This is a genomic window from Sporosarcina sp. USHLN248 (assembly GCF_037144575.1).
Classification (GTDB): Bacteria; Bacillota; Bacilli; order Bacillales_A; family Planococcaceae; genus Sporosarcina; species Sporosarcina contaminans.
The window spans coordinates 1-1709 of the sequence record NZ_JBBCZC010000094.1; the positions used below are offsets into that span (position 1 = coordinate 1).

At 43.8% G+C, this 1709-nt stretch carries 1 protein-coding gene; it reads right to left on the reverse strand.

The features are described from left to right. Positions 1-109: 109 nt before the first annotated feature. Entirely contained in the window at positions 110-1468 is a 1359-nt protein-coding gene (locus WFH04_RS18030; protein WP_336825705.1) for an IS1182 family transposase, read from the reverse strand. Between the last annotated feature and the right edge of the window lie 241 nt (positions 1469-1709).

The following is a 1709-nucleotide window of genomic DNA, read 5'->3' on the forward strand; positions in this document are numbered from 1 at the left end:
CAGACTGTAGACAAAAGGGTTGGAAATCGAATTGATTTCCAACCCTTTTGTCAATTATGAAGTTATTTTAACGGAAAAAGGCCTTTTTATCTCGTAATATTAGCTTCTATTATGCCATAGCTGGCCTTTTCCACGTCCAAGTGGCCAACTTCTTAAGATTTAAGGCAGCAAAAGTTAGCATCGCCTGCATGGACAATTTTTTAAGACCCTTTAGGGTTGTCCATCTCATACCATGCTTCTCTTTGGCATCGGCAAAGACACGCTCAATCGTCTCTTTACGCTTCCCATATATTTCTTTAATTTCATAGTTGTGGCGCAAGTCCTCAGCTACATCCAAGTAGTCTTGCCAGATATGACGTTGAATCATCTTTTGTTGATTCTTACTCTGCGTGCATTGGTCAATCACTGGACAAGTTGCACAAATCGAAGGAGTCGAAGCATACTGGCGATAACCTTCTTTTGTGGTTGTTCGGTATGTAAGGACCTGTCCTTCAGGACAGAGATAACAGTCATAATGCTCATCATAGACATACTCATGTTTTTTAAAGAAGCCTTCTTTTGTCATTGGTCGTTTGTACGGAAGTGCAGGAAGGACATGATTCTCTAAAAGGAAATTCGCAATAGCTGGTGTCTTGTAGGCTGCATCAGCGACAACGATGACTGGGCGTCCCACCTGATCGATCACCTTCTGGACTAGTGGCTCAAGCATATGGCTGTCGTGAACATTTCCTGGAGTCACAATGTTTGCAAGTACAAAACCCTTCTCGTCCGTAGCTGCGTGAAAAGAATAGGCAAACTGCTTTGTCCGTTCATCTTTTACGTAGTAACCACTCTCAGGGTCTGTTGTCGATTCTTTAATTTCCTTGTACTCTTCCTTCTCAAACTTTTCGGGCGGAAATGGTTTCTTCCCATGCTTTTCCCGGTCGAGGTTGAGCTCCTCCTGGAGCCTTTTTTCATAAGCCCGCGTCTCTTTACGAACAACCTTCTTCTCGAACTTTCTCTTATTCGCACTCGCTTTCACGTGGGTCGAATCAATAAAGACATGATCCGGGCTTAGGAGCCCACGATCTGCGACCTCCTTCAACACTCTGTAGAAAATCTGCTCGAACAGGTCTGTATCTGCAAAACGACGGACGTAGTTTTTCCCGAAAGTTGAGAAATGGGGAACCTCGGTATGGAAACCAAAGCCTAGAAACCAGCGGTATGCCATGTTTGTTTCAATCTCTTTGATGGTTTGGCGCATGGATCGTATGCCGAAGGTATATTGGATAAAAGTCATCTTGATAAGTACCACTGGGTCGATACTAGGTCTCCCTATTGTCGAATAAAGGTTTTCAACCAATGGATAGATAAAGGAAAAATCAATTGCCGCATCTAACTTACGAACAAGATGGTCTTGTGGAACTAACTGTTCTATAGTCAGTAATTCCAACTGTTCGCGTTCATTGATTTGATTCTTCGTCATCATATCCATCACCTCATTAATTTTATTAGAGACACCGTTGATTGAAGCGGAGGTCGGCGACTCCTGCGGGAACAGCACGAGCTGAAGACCCTGGACTGAGCGCAGCGAGGGAAGCGGCTGAAGCCGTGTCCGCGGAAAGCGTCCGACCGCAGTGGAAATCAACTTTTCTAGTATTACTTCTATTTTAAAAGAAAAAAGACTGTAGGCAAACACCAAAAATTCCTGGTGTTTGTCTACAGTCTGA

What these genes read in the sequence shown, in the direction of transcription:
- WFH04_RS18030 (WP_336825705.1), bottom strand. Translation starts at nt 1,468, where the DNA reads ATGATGACGAAGAATCAAATCAATGAACGCGAACAGTTGGAATTACTG.